16 protein-coding genes and 1 tRNA gene are annotated in these 19,369 nt (G+C 47.1%); 11 read left to right on the top strand and 6 right to left on the bottom strand.

Going from position 1 to position 19,369, the window contains the following annotated elements:
- The first annotated feature begins 91 nt into the window (after positions 1–91).
- Positions 92–2,068: a monovalent cation:proton antiporter family protein gene (locus QTP81_RS06285; RefSeq protein ID WP_289364447.1), complete on the top strand. Its 1,977-nt coding sequence runs from the start codon at positions 92–94 to the stop codon at positions 2,066–2,068.
- Between the two features lie 83 nt (positions 2,069–2,151).
- On the opposite strand, the gene QTP81_RS06280 is transcribed toward QTP81_RS06285, so the two are convergent.
- On the bottom strand, positions 2,152–2,400 hold the full coding sequence (locus QTP81_RS06280) for a hypothetical protein (protein WP_289364446.1): 249 nt from the start codon (positions 2,398–2,400) through the stop codon (positions 2,152–2,154).
- Between the two features lie 210 nt (positions 2,401–2,610).
- Between QTP81_RS06280 and tadA the strand changes: the two genes are divergently transcribed.
- Positions 2,611–3,117 (top strand): tRNA adenosine(34) deaminase TadA, encoded by a 507-nt coding sequence (gene tadA, locus QTP81_RS06275; RefSeq protein WP_289364445.1) that lies wholly within the window; start codon positions 2,611–2,613, stop codon positions 3,115–3,117.
- Here tadA and QTP81_RS06270 read toward each other — a convergent pair.
- Together QTP81_RS06270 and mltF are read right to left on the bottom strand one after the other, a co-directional pair.
- Positions 3,114–3,266 carry a hypothetical protein gene (locus QTP81_RS06270; RefSeq protein WP_289364443.1) on the bottom strand — a complete coding sequence of 51 codons (153 nt, stop codon included), beginning with the start codon at positions 3,264–3,266 and terminating at the stop codon, positions 3,114–3,116. The genes tadA and QTP81_RS06270 overlap by 4 nt on opposite strands.
- A 105-nt stretch (positions 3,267–3,371) precedes the next feature.
- The gene (gene mltF, locus QTP81_RS06265) at positions 3,372–4,790 is read right to left on the bottom strand and encodes a membrane-bound lytic murein transglycosylase MltF (protein WP_353059717.1); all 1,419 of its coding nucleotides are present in this window, start codon (positions 4,788–4,790) and stop codon (positions 3,372–3,374) included.
- 152 nt (positions 4,791–4,942) lie between these two features.
- Between mltF and purL the strand changes: the two genes are divergently transcribed.
- Positions 4,943–8,821 (top strand): phosphoribosylformylglycinamidine synthase, encoded by a 3,879-nt coding sequence (gene purL / locus QTP81_RS06260; protein ID WP_289364441.1) that lies wholly within the window; start codon positions 4,943–4,945, stop codon positions 8,819–8,821.
- Between the two features lie 196 nt (positions 8,822–9,017).
- Positions 9,018–9,176 carry a hypothetical protein gene (locus QTP81_RS06255; RefSeq protein WP_289364440.1) on the top strand — a complete coding sequence of 53 codons (159 nt, stop codon included), beginning with the start codon at positions 9,018–9,020 and terminating at the stop codon, positions 9,174–9,176.
- Between the two features lie 27 nt (positions 9,177–9,203).
- Here QTP81_RS06255 and smrA read toward each other — a convergent pair whose 3' ends face one another.
- Both smrA and QTP81_RS06245 read right to left on the bottom strand, forming a co-directional pair.
- Positions 9,204–9,815: a DNA endonuclease SmrA gene (gene smrA / locus QTP81_RS06250; RefSeq protein WP_289364439.1), complete on the bottom strand. Its 612-nt coding sequence runs from the start codon at positions 9,813–9,815 to the stop codon at positions 9,204–9,206.
- A gap of 125 nt (positions 9,816–9,940) precedes the next feature.
- The gene (locus QTP81_RS06245) at positions 9,941–10,699 is read right to left on the bottom strand and encodes an AraC family transcriptional regulator (RefSeq protein ID WP_289364437.1); all 759 of its coding nucleotides are present in this window, start codon (positions 10,697–10,699) and stop codon (positions 9,941–9,943) included.
- A gap of 189 nt (positions 10,700–10,888) precedes the next feature.
- Between QTP81_RS06245 and QTP81_RS06240 the strand changes: the two genes are divergently transcribed.
- Genes QTP81_RS06240 through QTP81_RS06210 form a run of 7 tightly spaced genes read left to right on the top strand, consistent with a single transcriptional unit; the run spans position 10,889 to position 19,093 of the window.
- Positions 10,889–12,055 carry a Gfo/Idh/MocA family protein gene (locus tag QTP81_RS06240; protein ID WP_289364436.1) on the top strand — a complete coding sequence of 389 codons (1,167 nt, stop codon included), beginning with the start codon at positions 10,889–10,891 and terminating at the stop codon, positions 12,053–12,055.
- 9 nt (positions 12,056–12,064) lie between these two features.
- Positions 12,065–13,117, top strand: coding sequence for a sugar phosphate isomerase/epimerase family protein (locus QTP81_RS06235; protein WP_289364435.1), 1,053 nt, complete (start codon positions 12,065–12,067; stop codon positions 13,115–13,117).
- Between the two features lie 8 nt (positions 13,118–13,125).
- Positions 13,126–14,355, top strand: coding sequence for an MFS transporter (locus QTP81_RS06230; RefSeq protein WP_289364434.1), 1,230 nt, complete (start codon positions 13,126–13,128; stop codon positions 14,353–14,355).
- 9 nt (positions 14,356–14,364) lie between these two features.
- Positions 14,365–14,988: a gluconate 2-dehydrogenase subunit 3 family protein gene (locus tag QTP81_RS06225; RefSeq protein ID WP_289364433.1), complete on the top strand. Its 624-nt coding sequence runs from the start codon at positions 14,365–14,367 to the stop codon at positions 14,986–14,988.
- 9 nt (positions 14,989–14,997) lie between these two features.
- The gene (locus tag QTP81_RS06220; protein WP_289364432.1) at positions 14,998–16,734 is read left to right on the top strand and encodes a GMC oxidoreductase; all 1,737 of its coding nucleotides are present in this window, start codon (positions 14,998–15,000) and stop codon (positions 16,732–16,734) included.
- 33 nt (positions 16,735–16,767) lie between these two features.
- The gene (locus tag QTP81_RS06215) at positions 16,768–17,625 is read left to right on the top strand and encodes a sugar phosphate isomerase/epimerase family protein (protein WP_289364431.1); all 858 of its coding nucleotides are present in this window, start codon (positions 16,768–16,770) and stop codon (positions 17,623–17,625) included.
- A gap of 55 nt (positions 17,626–17,680) precedes the next feature.
- Positions 17,681–19,093, top strand: a complete 1,413-nt coding sequence (locus tag QTP81_RS06210) for a sugar porter family MFS transporter (protein WP_289364430.1) — start codon at positions 17,681–17,683, stop codon at positions 19,091–19,093.
- A gap of 12 nt (positions 19,094–19,105) precedes the next feature.
- Here the strand turns inward: QTP81_RS06210 and QTP81_RS06205 are convergent.
- A tRNA-Arg gene (locus QTP81_RS06205) sits at positions 19,106–19,181 on the bottom strand.
- Between the last annotated feature and the right edge of the window lie 188 nt (positions 19,182–19,369).

The raw sequence follows: 19,369 nt of genomic DNA, 5'->3' as shown, positions 1-19,369 counted from the left end.
AAAATTGCAAAATTGGGCGATTAACTGGCGAATATTCGTTAGTTGATTAATGTTCAGCAAGATGCGAGCCAAACTTAGGGAGTTAGGTAGAATGCACAATGAGTTTGTTCAAGTCATTGTTCTGATGGTAATCGCTGTAGGGCTCATATGGCTATTAAAGCGCATGGGTCTACCGCCAATACTCTCGTATATTGTGACCGGCATTATTGCAGGCCCCGATGTGATGGCGCTGTTTGAGCAGCCAGAACAGATGCACCTTTTAGCAGAAGTCGGTATCGTCTTTCTATTGTTTTCCCTTGGTCTAGAATTCTCGCTACCTAAACTTGTGGCGATGCGTCATATGGTGTTTGGGGTTGGGGCAGGTCAAGTTATATTGACTACACTGGTGTTTTGGGGGGGCGCACTACTCATCGGTTTACCCGGCAATGCAGCCTTAGTAATTGGCGGTATGATAGCACTGTCGTCTACTGCGATTGTTATCAAGCAAGTCGCTGAAATGGGAATTTTACACAATCAGCGCACCCAGCTCGCAATCAGTGTTTTATTGTTTCAAGATCTCGCTGTTGTACCTTTTCTAATTGCTATTCCTTTAATGTCACCACTGACCGAAGGGTCTTTTGCTGTAGCGATATCCTTGGCGTTATTAAAAGGTGTGACGGTTGTGACGATTTTGCTCGCCGCGGGAAAGTGGGGCTTACCCCTGTTATTTCGCGAAGTTGCCAGTACCCGAACAGACGAGTTATTTGTACTCACAACTATTGTTGTAGCTTTATTGGCCGCGGGTCTCACCTATTGGTTTGGCCTTTCTATGGCGTTAGGTGCATTTCTAGCCGGTATGATGTTAAGCGAAAGTCAGTATCGCTATCAGCTAGAGGCTGATATACGCCCGTTCCGAGACATGCTGATGGGGCTTTTTTTCGTTACCGTTGGCATGCAGCTGAATCTTAATTATCTGCAAGAGAGTTGGTACTGGGTGATTATCGCAACCGTTGCAGTGTTAGCGTTGAAAGTCGTGCTTATGCAACTAGTATCGTGGTTATTTAAAGTAGCCTCTCGCGATAGTTGGGCGGCGGCATTTAAACTGTGTCAAATTGGTGAGTTTAGTTTTGTATTAGCAGCCTTGGCCGTTACGCATCAGGTACTCACTACGCAAGTAGCGTCTTTTATTATCAGTGTGGGTATTCTCAGTATGGCACTAACACCCTACTTGATTGAACACAGTATGCGGTTTGCACGACTGCTCAGTAGTCGCAATTTAGTCTCGTCATTGAACGATTCAGGCAGTCTTAGCAAAACAGTTGAAGCGCTAAAAAATCACGTAGTTGTTGTCGGGTTTGGCCGGGTAGGACAGAGCAGTGCTCGCATGCTTAAGCTTGAGGGCATTGAATTTGTCGCAATTGATTCCGACCCGATCAGAGTTCAGGAGAGCCGAGCGGCTGGAGAGAATATAATTTTTGGCGATGCAACGCATAAGGATATTTTGCGCAGCGCTAATTTGAATGCTGCGCGTTTGGTTTTAATCACATTCGACCAACCCGATAAAGTCAGTAAACTCATCTCCGTGGCAAAAGAGCTGCAACCCGAAATAAAAGTCATTGTGCGGATCCGCAAAGATAATCAACTCAACAGTTTATACGAGGCAGGGGCGACTCAAGTCGTGCCAGAACTGCAAGAGGGGAGCTTGATGTTGATTTCACAGTTATTACACTATTCAGGTGTGCCAATGTCGAGGATCTTGAAACGCGTGCGCGCCGAGCGAAAAGGGCGCTATGACCACATGCATGGGTTTTATCCCGGTGAAACAACAGAAATCAATCCCAATACACAGGATAAACTGGAGTTTATGCATCCCGTTATTGTCACAGCCAATGCGTTTGCAACAGGCAAATCATTAAATCAATTAAACCTCAGCAAACTCCGTGTCGTCCTTAAAGGGCTGCGTCGCAATCACCATGAGATTGACAACCCACAAGGTGATGAAGTTATTCATACTGGAGATGTTCTTATAGTTGCGGGTAAGCCGCGTCGTGTTGAGCGCGCAGAACGCTTTATTTTGGAAGGGGATTGACGAGCACTAAGTCTATGTCAGTGCCACTGACAACAAAGTGGTAATTCCCCCACAGCATGCCTCAGGTAGGGGAATTTCAAACATTAAGCGGCTTTATCAGAACCTTTACTTAGATTTTCAAACTCGCGGTTGAGGTCATACTTTTCGTCAGTTACGATTTTTTCTAGAACTTCGATGCGTTCTTGCATGGCATCCATACGCGCAATCATCTCTGCTTTTTCGGCACTGCTAAGCGTGTCTTGTTTACTTTTGCGCTTAGATTTACGGTCGGTGGTTATCGACACCAGCGCCCATGCAATGATAGCGACTATCGCAATTGCCGTTGTATTCATGGTAATTCCCTCATAATTGTTTGATTTACAGAGTGTAGCCTTTATCATCGCGTTTGCACGAGAACATCGCAAATCGAAGATATGTGCCATACTTTACATAAGCAATCTGCAAAACACTTACCAAAAATAAAAGCTATATAAAACAATGATGTATAAATTTGTTGAAATTTCATTGGTTAAATCAACGACTAGATTTAGTGATTTTAACTAATGAGTGAGCAAAATAATCACAACCATGAATATTGGATGAGGTATGCGCGACAGCTTGCTGCTAGAGCAGAGGCACTAGGCGAAGTGCCGGTTGGTGCTGTTGTTGTTAAAGGTGATGAGGTCATTGGCGAAGGCTGGAATCAATCTATTACCCAGCATGATCCTGCAGGCCATGCTGAGGTCATGGCAATTCGACAGGCTGCCCTGCATGTGCAAAATTATCGAACGATCGATACTCGCCTGTATGTCACCTTAGAACCCTGTCCGATGTGTGCGGGGTTACTGGTGCATGCGCGTATCGCAACGCTAATTTTTGGTGCCTATGACTTAAAAACAGGTAGTGCCGGTAGTGTGATGAACCTGGTGCAAAACCCTTTATTAAATCATCAGATTGACGTCATTGGCGGTGTCGAAGAACAGCTGTGCGCTGATCAAATATCGGCTTTTTTTAAACGGCGTAGAGCTGAAAAGAAACGCGCTAAAGAAATGCGCAACAGCGATGCCTAACAGGCTACCTGCCATTGTTCAGCTAACTCGGCGCGCACAAACTCGCGGCGGCGTTGGAGGATTTTTTTTCTAGTTTTTTTAAACATCATCAAACGCTTCGCTGCATTGGTGCGCAGGCGTTGGCGTTGAATTGAACGAGTTCTTCGCATAACTTTTTGGTTTCCTATTGGACTCTTCTTGTGGTTTTGATATGGGGACGATAAAGGGGGATTTAAACCCTTACTCTATAGGACCATGGATAGCGCGATAAGTTTTCAATTTTGTGACGAACTATCAACCACAACACGTGCTGTAGTGCTGTCAGATACTGCACTCAGTCGCTCTTGCTCGTCTAACCAAACAAGGGTGTCATAATAACGGCGGATATTGTCCACGTAAGCGACGGCTTCGTCGCCGCGCGCATATCCGTAGCGGGTCGTTTTATAGAACTTTTTCTGGCGTAACAGCGGCAGGTGTTGTTTGACATCAACCCACATATCGGGGTTGCCGCCACCGCGCTGAGTCAACACCCGTGCATCTTCAAGGTGACCGAGGCCGATATTATAAGCGGCTAAGGCTAGCCAGGTTTTGTCGGGGTCTTGGATGCGAGCAGGAACGCGGCGCAACAAACTGGCAAAATACTGTGCGCCACCACGAATACTTTGCTCTGCGTCCAAGCGAGAATCTACGTTCATATCCTTCGCAGTCGCGAGCGTGAGCATCATCATACCACGCACGCCTGTCGGTGATTTCGCTTTTGGATCCCAATGACTTTCCTGATAACTCATTGCAGCAACTAAACGCCAGTCGAGATCGCCCGCGTGTTTCTGAAACAATGGAATAAACTGCGGTAACGTAGACTCTGTTGCACGAATAAATTCTCGTGTGTCGACGTAATCAAAGTTTTGCACGTGACCAAAGTATTTATCTTGTAAGACGGTAAAGGTGCCATTTTCGCGAATGGTACCGAAATATTCGATGAGTGCGGCACGCAGACCATCATCACCTTGGGTATTGACAGCCCAGCCAACACCTTGCTCATCCATCAAAGTGAAGCCGATACTCAATTGCGGATAGCGACGTCTTACAACGGCAAGGATATTGGAATCGGCGACTGTGTAATCGAGTTCACCTTGCGCCACCAACTCAAGCAGTTCTTCAGCATCACGCTCATCGGTCTGTTGCCAGTTTAGTGTTGCAGGTAGATCTAAGCGCGTAAGGGTTTCAGCATGACTACTACCGCTAACGACCAACATATTGCCGTTGAGCTGAGATAAATTGCGCGGGCGCTCGCGCCCTTGCAGATACACGACTTTTTGACTCACATCCTGATACGCAGGACCAAAATTAAATTGCGCCATACGCTGAGGCGTCATTGTGATACCGGCAGCAATGATATCCACGTTGCGCTGGGCCAACTGCGGAAAGAGATCATTTAGTGAGTAGTAGGGGAATACTTCCAACTCCACACCGAGATAGTCAGCGAAGCCTTTAGCGAGCTCATATTCGAACCCCTCTCGTCCAACCACACCGTGGTAATAGGTCGTCCGGCCGTAATTCGTGCCAACTTTCAACACGCCTTCATCCAGAACACGCTGCAAAGATGATGGCGGTTGTTGTGATCCACAACCGAGCATCAGTGCAGCGATGAACAGGTAAAAACCCTGAAAAAAAACAAATCTCACTAGTTGCATGGACTTTTTTTACTTCCCTTCGCAATCCGGACTTATCAACAATACCCTAATCAGATATACTCCGCGCCTACACTTTTCGTTATCAACGTTGGCGCCTAATTGCCTCTTAATGATCAAGGTGAAGCGCCCAAAAATGTCAGAGAATCTACTCTATGCTAGTACTGCGTGGCGCTCCAGCACTTTCCGATTTTAGGCTGCAAAAAATCATCAAGCAACTCATTGCTCAGGGAATCAATGTCACCACATTGACCACTGAGTGGGTTCACTTGGTCGACCTCGAAGAATCGTTATCTGACGCTCAGCTTGACAAGCTTAATCAATTGCTGGTTTATGGACCTAAACGCGCCGAAACGGCGCACGTTGGTGAATTATTTTTCGTTACGCCGCGTTTGGGGACGATTTCACCCTGGGCATCAAAGGCTACTGATATTGCTCATAATTGTGGCCTGGCGATCATACACCGCATCGAACGCGGCTGTGCATACTACTTCGAAACTGAAGAGTACTTGACAGATGAACAACGCCAAGTCGTGATGGGTTTAATCCACGACCGCATGACTGAGACCGTACATGCAGACATCGACGACGCTGAGCAACTGTTTCAAACCGCAGAACCTGCACCATTGAAGTCGGTTGATATTTTGGGGGCGGGTAAGCAAGCACTGATTGACGCGAACCAAACCATGGGACTAGCGCTCGCCGATGACGAAATCGATTACTTATTTAGCAGCTTTAGTGAGCTGAAGCGCAACCCCAACGACATTGAACTCTACATGTTCGCGCAAGCTAATTCAGAGCACTGTCGTCATAAAATATTCAATGCCGATTGGACGATCGATGGCGAGAATCAGCGCAAGTCGCTGTTTAAAATGATTAAAAACACCTTCGAAAGCCATCCAGAATATGTAACCTCTGCCTATAAAGACAATGCTGCGGTAATGCATGGCTGGGACGCAGGACGATTTTTCCCCAGTAATGACGGCCTAGAGTATCAATACCATCATGAGCCGATCGATATTCTTATGAAGGTTGAGACGCATAATCACCCTACAGCAATTTCACCCTTTGCTGGTGCGGCGACTGGATCGGGTGGTGAGATCCGCGATGAAGGTGCGACAGGACGGGGGTCTAAACCCAAAGCGGGCTTAGTCGGTTTTACGGTCAGTAACTTGGCAATCCCTGGATTTAACCAGCCATGGGAGCGCGAGTATGGCAAACCCTCGCGCATCGTCAGCGCGTTGGATATCATGATTGATGGTCCGTTAGGTGGTGCCGCTTTTAATAATGAGTTTGGCCGCCCGAATCTACTTGGGTATTTCCGTACCTTTGAACAAGAGGTCGATAGCTTTAATGGTGTGGAGGTACGCGGTTACCACAAACCTATTATGCTCGCAGGTGGTTTGGGTAACATCCGCCGCCAACACACCCAAAAAGGCGAAATTACCGTCGGAGCCAAGCTAATCGCCTTAGGTGGACCGGCAATGAACATCGGCCTAGGTGGTGGTGCAGCGTCTTCTATGGCGTCAGGCCAATCCAGTGAAGACCTCGACTTTGCGTCGGTGCAGCGCGACAACCCAGAGATGGAGCGTCGTTGTCAGGAAGTCATCGACAAATGTTGGCAGCTTGGTGATGAGAACCCGATCCAATTCATCCATGATGTGGGCGCCGGTGGATTGTCAAATGCATTCCCGGAATTGGTTAATGACGGTGAGCGCGGTGGTAATTTTGAACTGCGCAATGTCGCAAGTGATGAACCGGGAATGTCACCGCTGGAGATTTGGTGTAACGAATCGCAAGAACGGTATGTATTAGCAGTAGCGCCAGAGAACTTGGCATTGTTTGAATCGATTTGCGCCCGTGAACGCGCACAGTATGCAATCGTGGGCGAGGCGACTGAATCACGTCATTTGACCCTAACCGATAGTCACTTTGGCAATAAACCCATTGATATGCCGCTATCTGTCTTGTTGGGCAAACCACCGAAAATGCATCGTGATGTAACGACTCAGACAGTTAACCCACAACCACTTAAAACTGACCAAATAGACGTGGCTGAGGCTGCGGAACGCCTAATGCAACTACCCACGATTGCGGAAAAAACGTTCTTGATAACAATCGGTGACCGTTCTGTTACGGGTATGGTTGCGCGTGACCAAATGGTTGGTCCATGGCAGGTTCCTGTGGCTGATGTTGCAGTGACAACCAGTGCGTTCGACAGCTATCACGGAGAGTCTATGGCAATGGGTGAGCGGACGCCTATTGCCTTGCTTGATCATGCCGCATCAGCGCGGATGGCAGTTGCTGAAGCGCTGACTAACATTGCTGCCAGCGATATCGGTGACATCAAGCGAATAAAATTATCCGCTAACTGGATGGCTGCTGCCGGTCACCCTGGCGAAGACGCTGGTCTATATGCTGCGGTGAAAGCGGTAGGTGAAGAACTATGTCCGGCATTGGGCCTTACAATCCCGGTTGGTAAAGATTCAATGTCGATGAAAACCAAATGGCAAGACGACGATCAAGAAAAAGCGGTTACAGCACCGTTGTCACTGGTTATATCCGCCTTTGCTGCAGTCCGGGATGTGCGTAATACGCTTACACCACAATTGCACACCGAAGCCGACACTGAGTTGCTACTTATCGATTTGGGTAAGCAGCGCATGGGCGCTAGTTGTCTCGCGCAAGTATATAGTCAACTCGGTGATGCTCCAGCAGATGTCGATAATCCTCAATTACTAGCTAGTTACTTCAACGCGGTACAATCGTTGGTGGCCAATAAGTTGGCACTTGCTTACCACGATCGCTCTGATGGTGGTGTGTTTACAACGCTTGTTGAAATGGCGTTTGCAGGTAAAACGGGACTAGACATTACTATCCCTTCCGGTGATGCGCTAAGTTGGTTATACAACGAAGAAGTCGGCGGCGTCGTGCAAGTGCGTGGTGGCGACTTAGAAACTGTTATGCAGATATTTAGCGATGCGGGATTGGCTGAATGTGTCAGCGTGATCGGTACAACTAATACTCGCGATCAAATCTGTTTTGAACAGAACGGCAATTTACTGATTGATAAGCCCCGTGTGCACTATCGCAAATTATGGGCAGCAACTACGCACCACATGCAGTCGCTACGAGACAATCCTGAATGCGCTGAGCAAGAACTTGCAATTAAGACTGATGTTGACGATCCTGGTTTACATGCGCACTTGACGTTCGATATCAACGAAGATGTGGCTGCACCGTATATAGCGACTGGTGTGCGTCCCAAAGTTGCAGTCTTGCGTGAGCAAGGGGTTAACTCTCACGTCGAGATGGCAGCCGCATTCGATCGGGCAGGTTTTGCGGCAATTGATGTTCATATGAGTGATGTGTTATCGGGTCGCATTGACCTGGCCAACTTCAGCGGTCTGGTTGCCTGTGGTGGTTTTAGTTATGGTGACGTACTCGGCGCAGGGGAAGGTTGGGCGAAATCAATTTTGTTTAATGACCATGCGCGTCAGCAATTTGCGCAGTTCTTCGCTCGCGACGAAACGTTTTCGTTAGGTGTTTGTAATGGTTGTCAGATGCTTTCAAATCTCAAGTCCTTGATCCCAGGCGCAGAGTTATGGCCGCATTTTGTGACCAACCGATCTGAGCGTTTTGAAGCCCGTGCTGCAATGATTGAAATCACTGAGTCTAAATCGGTATTGTTTGCCGATATGGCGGGTTCGCGCATGCCTATCGCTGTTTCGCACGGTGAAGGACGTGCAGAATTCGCAAGTGGCATAGCGCCGAGTGCTTTACAGGCAAACGGTATGCTGAGCGGACGATACGTTGATAACTATGGCAAACCGACTGAGCAATACCCAGCTAACCCAAATGGATCTGCTCAAGGTGTTACCGCGTTTACTTCAACCGATGGCCGCGCCACAATTATGATGCCTCACCCTGAGCGTGTATTCCGCACGGTGAGTAACTCTTGGCATCCAAGTGATTGGCAGGAAGACAGTCCGTGGATGAGAATGTTCCGAAATGCGCGTAAATTCGTCGGCTAATTGCTGAATTAGTGCATTTTTCATCAAATATGTCATTTTTTTGGCCAAACCGGTCAAAAAAATGGCATCTGCCCATTGTTTTTTCCTAACTTAATGTTCTACCATAAGAAATTCAGGATTAAGAGCTCGGATGCGCAGTTGTGATCGCTAAATGCGATCGGTGTTTAATTCTTTACAACAAAAATAAGAGACGAATATGAATCGTTCAAGTCGCGGTTTTGGTTTGACTGGCGTAGCAGTCGCGGTCGCAGCAATGATCTTAATGGCTGTATTCAGTACTTCAGCACGTTCTGAAGCTAGAGCTGTTCAACAAACAGAGACGAACGCTGTTACTGTTGTAAGCTCAGAGCAATAAAACTCCCCTCATTAATTGAAACAAATGCTAACCTTGGCGTTTATACAGACGTTCGCGGTTAATTTGTTTTTGATCGGCGTGTTTTTTCAGCAACACGTAAGTCGATGCCAAACTGCCATGGCGCGGTAGTGCCGAGTGGAAAGCAATCACTTCAGGTAATTCCTGTAACCACTGATACACATAACTTTTGCACAGTGCAGGAATCGGCTTACTGTGTTCGCCGCGGCCGTGCTTTACCAAAATCGCTCGCACACCTTTTTGATGCAGTTTTTGGACCTGCAAATAAAGTACTTTTCGGGCTTCTTCAATTCGCATGCGTTGCAACTCAATTGTCCCTTCAAGGGCATACTTGCCAAGTCGAAGGTTTTTAAACACGCCATCTTGAATGCCTGAACGCTTATAGCTGAGCATATCATCTGGCTTAACAGCAAGGCGCAATGACACACTTAATGGATTAGTATCATTTTCATCTAGAGCCATTATCGCGGCGCGTTTTAATTGCTTGGCCAACACGTCTTTATCACGTTTTTGTTCCATTACCGCTGCCGCTGCAGAATCTTCTTGCGCCAGAGGTTTAATTTCACCGAGCTCTTCACTGAGTGCATCAGCAAAAGAAAAATTGTCATCAGAATTGGCCATTGAGAGTCCGCTCTAAACTGGTTTAACTTTTAATTGTCGAGATGCTAATACATGCACTTTGCTTGCCTCACAATGTCTACATTGGGGTCAGTGTACCGAGAGTCAAGTGGTGTCGAGTTTCCCGATTAGGTCTCAAGGTTTTTTTGTTGCATTTGCTCGCGCATAACCGAAGGCAAAACTTCGAACATTAATCTAAATTGCCGGCTAAAGTAACTGTGCTCCGCAAACCCACACTGGAATGCAATATCTACGATGGGCAGCTTGGTATCGATCAGCAAGCGGCGAGCGTTTTCCAATCGAATCTCATTGATAAATTGTTTTGGTGTCTTACCTAAATGTTTTTTAAAGCGGCGCTCAAGAGCACTCACAGACAGAAATGATACCTTAGCCAATTCATCGATAGCGATTGGACGGTGATAATTTTTGCGAACATATTCCACGGGAATTTTGACTGCTTCAATACTGTTGAGGGCTTGTGAGGTGCGCTCGAGCTGATGAGTAAATCCATAGGTGCCAACAATATCTCCAGTAATATCGTGCAATGGACGCTTAGACGTTGAGTACCAGCCCAATGTGCCTGAATACAGCATATTGAGCTCCACACGATTTGTGACAACTTCGCCGGTCATGACTTTTTGATCATCTAAAATGTATTGCCGTGCCAAGTGCGGTGGTGATATCGCGTAGTCAGTTTGGCCGACGACCCTTGAAAGGCATTGCATACCGCTATGGTCAATAAATACCTGATTTGCATGAATAAAGCGAGACTCTTTGTCCTTAATCCAAAATAGTGTGTTGGGTACTAAATCGAACATGTCGATGAGTTCAGTCGCACCGATATTGGCAAGAAACTCAGTACATTTTTGTTTTAATTCAACGGTCATTACGGTGTTGATGATAATAGCGTTTTTCTATGATACGCCGAAAATGTTGCATACAAAACCGAATTTTTATTAACCTTTTGGGGACTTATCGTGAATACTTATTACATTATATTCACAAATACTGTCTTTCAAATTCGGGATGACGGACTTTTAATTTGAACTGTTTTGACGGAAGTAGTTACTAATACAATGACTAGAAAAATACGCATGGGAATGGTTGGTGGTGGACACGGTGCATTTATAGGCAACGTTCATCGCATGGCCGCAAGAATTGATGGCGCGATAGAGCTGGTGTGTGGCGCCTTCAGTTCTGACCCTGAGCGCTCACTTTCTTCAGGTCTTGCTCTTGGGTTAAGTGAATCTCGCTGCTATGCAGATTTTAACCAAATGTTAACAGCGGAGTCTCGCTTGCCTGCTGGAGAAAGAATGGACTTCGTATCCATAGTTACGCCGAATCACTTACATTTTGACGTTGCCAAAGCAGCGCTTGAGTCTGGTTTTCACGTCTTATCAGACAAACCTGCTACCTTTTCACTCAACGAAGCTTTAGCGCTTGCACCGGTCATAGCTGAAAGCGGCAAACTCTACGGTCTGACCCATACCTATACGGGTTACCCAATGATCAAACAAGCACAAGCCTTGGTAGCCTCTGGGGAACTGGGGAAAGTCGTAAAAGTTATTGCCGAATACCATCAAGGTTGGCTCGCAAGCAGTGAAGACGACAGCGGTAAGCAAGCCAGTTGGCGAGTGGATCCAAATCAAGCCGGTATTAGTTGTTGCATGGGCGACATCGGGGTGCATGCAGCCAATCTAATGGAGTATGTGACCGGATTGCAGATAACCGAACTGTGCTCTGATCTGGCAGCAGTAGTCTCTGGGCGTCGTTTAGATGACGACGGCACAGTTTTGACCAAGTTTAACAATGGTGCTCGTGGCACCTTGATGGCCAGTCAGGTCGCTGTGGGTGAAGAGAACAACCTTACTCTGCGTGTATATGGAGAAGACGCGAGTTTATCTTGGCAACAACAAGAGCCTAATAGTCTATGGCTCAAACGCAATAATCAGCCCAGTCAATTGTATCGCACCGGCGTAGGTCCGATGGCAGATACTACATTAGCGGCTACTCGCACGCCTGCTGGCCACCCGGAGGGGTATCTTGAGGCCTTTGCTAATATCTACAGCGACTTCGCGGGGCAAATTATTGCGCATGAAAATAACCAAGAAAGTACCCGTAACGTGCCTGGCATAGACGACGCAATTCGCGGCATGGCATTTATTGAAAACGCCGTTGCGGCTAGTCATTCAAGTATTAAGTGGCATCCTTTTGTGGTTGATCGCTCGCCGTTTGATAATTAGAGATAACACATGAAACAGATAAAAGGACCAGCGATTTTCCTCGCTCAATTTGCCGCTGATGAGGCGCCATTTAATGATTTTGCGAGTATTTGTCAGTGGGTGGCAAATTTAGGTTTTAAAGGTGTGCAAATTCCAAGTTGGGATGAGCGTTTCATCAACTTAGAGCGTGCCGCAAAAAGTAGCGAATATTGTTCTGAGTTAATTGATATTGCGCGTCAAGCCGGTGTGGAAATTACCGAGCTCTCTACGCATTTACAAGGGCAACTCATTGCGGTACACCCAGTGTACGACACTATGTTTGATGGGTTTGCGCCAGATGCGGTGAAGAACAATCCAGCAGCACGAACAGAATGGGCTAACCAGCAACTGTTGTGGGCAGCACAAGCCAGTAAAAACTTGGGACTCACCGCCCACGCAAGTTTCTCTGGCGCACTGTTGTGGCCAACGATGTACCCCTGGCCACAGCGTCCAGCAGGATTAGTTGAAACGGGGTTCGCTGAGCTCGCCAAGCGCTGGCTACCGATCCTTAACAAGTTTGACGAGTGCGGTGTTGATGTTTGTTACGAACTGCACCCAGGTGAAGATTTACACGACGGAGTAACCTTCGAACGTTTCCTTACTGCCACCAATAACCACACGCGTGCCAACATACTCTATGACCCGAGTCATTTCGTACTGCAACAATTGGATTACTTAGCGTTTATCGATATTTACCACGAGCGAATTAAAGCTTTTCACGTGAAAGATGCAGAGTTTGTCCCTTCAGGACGGTGCGGTGTTTATGGTGGCTACGAGCCGTGGATCAATCGGCCAGGCCGATTTCGCTCACTGGGTGACGGACAAATAGACTTTACCCAGATTTTTAGCAAGTTAACCCAATACGGGTTTGACGGTTGGGCGGTGATGGAGTGGGAATGCTGCATGAAACACCCAGAAGACGGTGCTGCTGAAGGCGCGCCATTTATCGCTAAACATATCATTCGACCCACCGAGAAAGCCTTTGACGATTTCGCTGGAGCCGAAACCGATGAAGCCGCCAACCGCCGTACCTTAGGTATATAGAGGACGTTATGCTAGAGAAAACCAACGCTCAAAAAGTATTTATTTTATGCTGTGTCGCACTGACCGTGACATCAATGACATTTGCTATTCGCGCGGGAATTCTCGGCGAATTAGGAGCGCAATATGGCTTGAATGGCAATCAGCTGGGCTGGGTTAATGCTATGGCATTCCTCGGATTTCCATTAGCCACTATGTTTGGTGGTTTTTTGTATAACGCTATGGGCGCGAAAAAACTGATTACTTTGGCGTTTGTATGCCACCTACTTGGCCTAATTCTCACGATAATGGCCGGAGGATTTTGGGGCTTGCTCATTTCGACCTTTTTAATCGGCTTCGCCAATGGCTCAGTTGAAGCCGGTTGTAATCCACTGATCGCAGAAATTTACGAAGATAACAAAACCACGATGTTGAATAAATTCCACGTCTGGTTCCCCGGTGGTATTGTAATCGGTGCGTTGATTTCAAATGCAATGACATCTGCGGGGATGGGCTGGCAGTTACAAGTCGCAGTGATCATTGTCCCAACGCTGGTTTATGGTTATATGCTGTGGACCAGCGCCTTCCCAACGTTCGATCGCTCAGAGCATTCGACAACAGAAAACTTGCGAAACCTATTCTCGCCATTGTTTCTATTTCTAGTCGCCTGTATGACGCTGACTGCGACAACAGAGCTTGGCACACAGCAGTGGATATCAGGGATTCTGGGCGCTTCTGGTGCTTCGCCTATGATCATTCTAGCTCTGATGACCGGTATTATGGCAGTCGGACGTTATTACGCAGGGCCAATAGTGCATCGTCTCAATCCAGCCGGTGTGCTTTTGACCTCGGCAATTTTGGCGACCGTCGGCATGTTTTTGATGACCCAAGTTAACGGCAGCATGATTTATGTGGCGGCAGTTATCTTTGCCGTGGGCGTATGCTACTTCTGGCCAACTATGCTGGGTTGTGTGTCTGAATATACGCCAAAAACAGGTGCACTGGGTTTATCCATGATCGGCGGGGCTGGGATGTTCGCAGTGAGTATGTGGAATCCCGTTATTGGCAGTTGGATCGACAATGCGACCGCTGAGGCGCAAGCGTTAAACCTCGATGCAACACAAGTACAAATAGCTGCAGGGCAAGCTGTACTGGAAAATCTATTGGTGTTCCCGATGGTTTTGATTGTGGCTTTTGTCGCGCTATATTTGGCTATTCGGAAAATCTCAGCGACAACCGCTTCGCCAGTGGCGGGGCAATAGGTACTCGATATGTCAGCGAGCAACAATAATACTCCCCAACAACTCAACGAGCGTCGTTGGTTTATCAAGCGGCTGGGCCAAGTCATTGGTGCTACTGGCGCTGCTGCGCTGGCGACGACCGCGGGTGTTAGTTCAGCACTGGCTTATACACCGCGCCCAGATAGTGCAGCAAAAGATGGTGCGGTGTTGACCAAAGAGCAATTGATTACGTTACGCGACGTATGTGCAACTGTATTGCCAAAAACTGATACGCCCAGCGCTGCTGATGTTGATTGTCACGGTTTTATCGATCATCAGTTGAGTCAGTGTCACAGTGTTGATGAACAGCAACTCGTAGTTGACATATTAGAAGCGATCGAAGCGCAGAGTGAGCAAGTACACAATAAGCCTTTCAGCGCATTAACACATGCACAACAAACTCAGCTGTTGGTTGATCTTGAAGCCTTAAACGGGTTTGTAGCAAGCCAAAAAGTGCAATTTAAGTTTCTCAAACAATTATTGATTTTTGGCTACTTCACCAGCGAGATTGGCGCGACACAAGCTCTGGTTTATCAGGCGGTTCCCGGTGGTTACAAGGGCTCTATCCCAGCAACGCCAAGCACAAGGTCTTGGGGTTCATTGAATTATTATTAGGCAGTAACGATGCAATTAAACGATATTTTCATCACGGATACCCGCGAGGAGTATGATGTCATCATAGTTGGCTCTGGTGTTACTGGTGGTTGGGCTGCCAAAGAGTTTACTGAGCGTGGGTTTAAAACACTGATGATCGAGCGTGGCCGCAAAGTTGAGCACCGCAAAGATTATCCAACTGAAGGCAAAGGCCCCTGGGAATTCCCAGAGCGTACTAAAGTCAACAATCTGCTGATTGAACAGCAATACAAGCAGCAATCGCGCTCGTACGCTTTTAACGATACCACGAAGCACTTTTTCGGCAATGACCGCGATTTACCCTACAGCACAGCAGAGGGTACGGACTTCAATTGGATCCGCGGCAATCAACTGGGCGGCAAGTCACTGACATGGCATCGCCAGTCCTATCGTATGAGTGAGTTTGATTTTAATGCCAATAAAGCTGACGGACACGGCAATGACTGGCCTATACGCTATACCGATTTGAAGCCTTGGTACAGCTATGTAGAGCAGCATGCAGGGATTTCAGGCAATCGCGATGGTTTACCCCAGCTGCCCGACAGTGAGTCTTTACCGCCGTTCGAAATGAATAGTGTTGAGAAGGAAATTCAGCGCCAGTTTGCGCAAATATACCCCGATAGACCAATGGTTATCGGCCGCTGTGCTCACCTATCAGTGCCTACAGAGTATCATATGCAACACGGGCGGGTGATGTGTCAGGCGCGTGATGAATGTCAAAAAGGTTGCTCGTTTGGTGCTTATTTCTCAACCCAAAGTTCAACCTTGCCATTTGCCGCGGCCACTGGAAATTTGAGTATAGCCGTAGACAGCATAGTGCATAGCTTAATATATGATGAGGCAACTAATCGCGTTCGCGGTGTACGTGTTATCGATGACAACGATCTATCTACTCGCGAATACTTCGCCAAAGTTGTATTTATGTGCGCGTCAACGCTTGGTACGACGCAAATCATGTTGAACTCAACATCCAAAGCCTTTCCTAATGGTATTGCTAATAGTTCTGGTGTGTTGGGGCATTACCTTATGGATCACTGTTATAACGCCGGTGCCGGAGGGTTCGTTGAAGGCTACGAAGATGAATATACTTCGGGCCGTCGCCCCACGGGGATCTACGTGCCTAATTTCCAATACGAACCAAGCCGTTATAAGAAACACTACGTGCGTGGTTACGCATTAGGGGGGGGCGCAAGTCGGGGAGACTGGCGCGGCAAAGCCCACGGCGATGGTATTGGTGCTGATTTTAAAACCAGCTTAACTCGTCTGGGCAGTTGGTATTTTGGTTTGTATGCACAGGGAGAAATGCTTCCGCGGTTTGAAAACCAAGTGAGTTTACATCCAACCAAAAAAGATAAATGGGGTATGCCACAACTGCACTTCAATGTATCTTGGTCGGAAAATGAGCGACTGATGATGGAAGACTGTGCACAAGAATGTGAAGGAATGTTGAAGAAAATCGGTGTGCAAAATATCAATAGCTTTGTAAGTACTGACCATAACCCACCAGGTTCGGCAATCCATGAACTGGGCACAGCGCGTATGGGGCGAGATAAGAAAGAGTCGGTATTAAATGGCTACAATCAATGCCACGATATTCCTAATTTATTTGTGACTGATGGCGCGTCGTATTGCTCATCAGCTACAGTGAATCCCTCTTTGACGTTTATGGCATTGACTGTAAGAGCCGTCGATTACTGCGCGAAAGAAATGCAACAGCGCCGAATTTAGTCGGTATAAAAAATTACAATTACGAGGACGCTTATGAAACCGTTTCGGCAACTGAGAAAATGGGTCTTGATGTCTGCACTTGTCAGCTTAACCCTGCCAGCAGTGGCTCATGAGATAGGTCTGCAACTCTATAGTTTGCGCAATCAAATGGCTGAGGACGTACCAACTGCGATTGCCCAGGTTCGTGAGTGGGGGATCCATGCGGTTGAAGGTGGTGGTAACTTATATGGCCATTCTGTCACCGAGTTCAAGTCGATTTTAGACAAAAACCACGTTGAAGTTGTCAGTGTAGATACTACCTATGAAGAGGTGCGCGACAATCCCATCGCTGTGGCCTATAAAGCGAAATTTTTTGGCGCTAGATTTGCCACCTTTTACTGGATACCGTTTACCGGCATGTTTGACATTGAAAAAGCCAAAGAAGTGGTTGAAGTCATGAATAAAGCGGGGGCGCTTTTAGCTGAAAATGGAATCACATTGCAATACCATCCACACGGTTATGAGTTCTTCCCTTATGAGGATGGAACTATCCTCGATTACATGCTGAAAAACGTCACTGAAGCTAAATTCCAGATGGACGTATTTTGGATCAAACAGGGTGGACAAGATCCGGTTGATTTTTTAACGCGCTATCCCGGTAAATTTACGTCATTACACTTAAAAGACAGAGCTCATGGTACAGTTGATACGACCGATGGGACTGCAGATGTAGAAGTCAATGTGGTGCTGGGTTCCGGTGACGTGGGTATCGATAAAGTCGTTAAAATTGCCAAGCAACAAGGGATTAAATACTTCTTTATTGAGGATGAGTCTTCGCGGGTCTTATTGCAAGTGCCTGAAAGTATTCGCTACCTTTTAGAACTCGATGGTCGCACAATAGGTTTTAAATAGTAGTGCTGAGCGCTACATCTCAGCCAACACTAATCCAACAATAAGAAGGCGAGCCATGGATACCTCCGCAGCAAGTGAAGCCGAATACGACAATTTACCTTTTATTCTCATAATCAGTGTTATTGCGACTTTAGGCGGATTTCTTTTTGGTTTTGACAGCGGTGTTATAAACGGCACCGTCGAGGGTTTGCAAAAAGCTTTTCAATCAGATGCATTTGGCACGGGTTTTGAGGTCGCCAGTATGCTGTTAGGGTGCGCCATCGGAGCTTTCACAGCTGGCCGCCTTGCAGATTATTTTGGCCGGCGCAAAATGCTGATTGTGGCCGCGGTGTTCTTTATTATCAGTGCCTGGGGCTCAGGTATTGCCGATACCTCGTTGAGCTTTGTGATTTTTCGCATCCTCGGTGGTTTTGCCGTGGGCGCTGCATCGGTCATGACACCTGCTTATATCAGCGAAATCGCACCTGCAGCAATCCGGGGTAAACTCGCCACATTGCAACAAATTGCGATTATATCGGGGTTGTTTATTGCATTTTTAAGCAACTATTTCATCGCCGATGTGGCGGGTGGATCAATTGCACAGTGGTATTGGGGATTTGAGGCATGGCGCTGGATGTTCTGGATGGAAATCATTCCTGCAACGTTATTCTTGATAGGTCTGTTTTTTATTCCTGAGAGCCCGCGATTTTTAGTGATTTCTAAACAACAAGACAAAGCCTTGGCCGTCTTGAATAAGCTTTATTCATCACGCGCAAAACAGGTGTACGACGAGATTGTGATGTCACTCTCGCAAAGTCACGCGCCCGCGTTAAAGGATCTCTATGACAAGCAACTGCGCCGGATCAGGCCGATTTTGTGGATTGGAATAGGCCTTGCTACCTTTCAACAACTGGTAGGTATTAATGTGGTGTTCTATTACGGCGCTGTGTTGTGGCAAGCTGTGGGGTTCTCAGAAAGTGATGCGTTGTTGATCAATGTTATTAGTGGGGCGGTGAGCATTGCGGCGTGTATTGTGACCATCTTATTGATTGATAAAATCGGGCGTAAGCCAATTATGTTTATCGGTTCTATCGGCATGACTGTCACCCTGGCCATTATGGTGTTCGCTTTTGCCAATGCGGATGTCAGCGCTGACGGTAGCCTTGATTTGGGCGACTTTGGCACATTAGCCTTAATTGCAGCAAATGCGTATGTTGTGATGTTTAACTTTTCTTGGGGACCCGTTATGTGGGTGCTATTGGGTGAAATGTTTCCCAACCAAATCCGCGGTGCAGGCTTAGCCGTTGCGGGCGTGGCACAATGGGGCTCAAACTTTCTTATCACATTGACGTTCCCCTTGATGTTAGGGTCTGTTGGCCTCATTGGTGCATATGGCTTTTATGCGGCGTGCGCCGCGATTTCAGTCGTGTTTGTCAGTAAGTATGTGTTCGAAACCCGTGGCAAGCGACTGGAAGAAATGGCGGGTTAGGCCTAAGCCGACTGGCGTCCCCACCGCGACTCGAACGCAGATCTAAAGCTTAGGAGGCTCTTGTTTTATCCAGTTAAACTATGGGGACTCGTGTCTATTATGTGTTACCAGTGAAAAAAGCAAAAGCTCTTTCATTAATGTTCACGACAGCTTCTTTTGTTCATATAAAATAAATTTTTACACCTCTCTATATTTATCATCTAACCTTAAAATACTTACAAATTGGAATTTTGCAAATGCAAGAGATGGAGCTCTCTGTCGTATTAGGTGGTCATT

It is taken from the genome of Neoalteromonas arenosi, assembly GCF_030362855.1.
Taxonomy (GTDB): Bacteria; Pseudomonadota; Gammaproteobacteria; order Enterobacterales; family Alteromonadaceae; genus Alteromonas_E; species Alteromonas_E arenosi.
The sequence above is the reverse complement of the archived record's forward strand: the minus strand, read 5'-3'. Positions and strand labels throughout refer to the sequence as shown.